The 216-nt window shown below is 44.9% G+C and carries 1 rRNA gene; it reads right to left on the bottom strand.

The features are described from left to right. Position 1 precedes the first annotated feature (1 nt). Positions 2-216, bottom strand: a 23S ribosomal RNA gene (locus tag ACXAH4_RS20125); the annotation flags it as partial.

Below are 216 nucleotides of genomic sequence, written 5' to 3'. Positions count from 1 at the left end.
GGGTACGGTTCACATAATCATAAGTTTAGAAGCTTTTCCTGGAAGCAGGGCATCAACAACTTCACTCCCTTGGGAGCTCGTCTCGTGTCTCAGAATTATAAAACCGGATTTACCTAATCTTACTTCCTACACACTTTCACCTGGGCAACCAACGCCAGGATTGTCTAGCCTTCTCCGTCCCTCCGTCACTGATTATATAAGTACGGGAATATTAAC

The sequence above is a fragment of the Alteromonas sp. ABV2_168 genome (assembly GCF_056161165.1).
The sequence above is the reverse complement of the archived record's forward strand: the minus strand, read 5'-3'. Positions and strand labels throughout refer to the sequence as shown.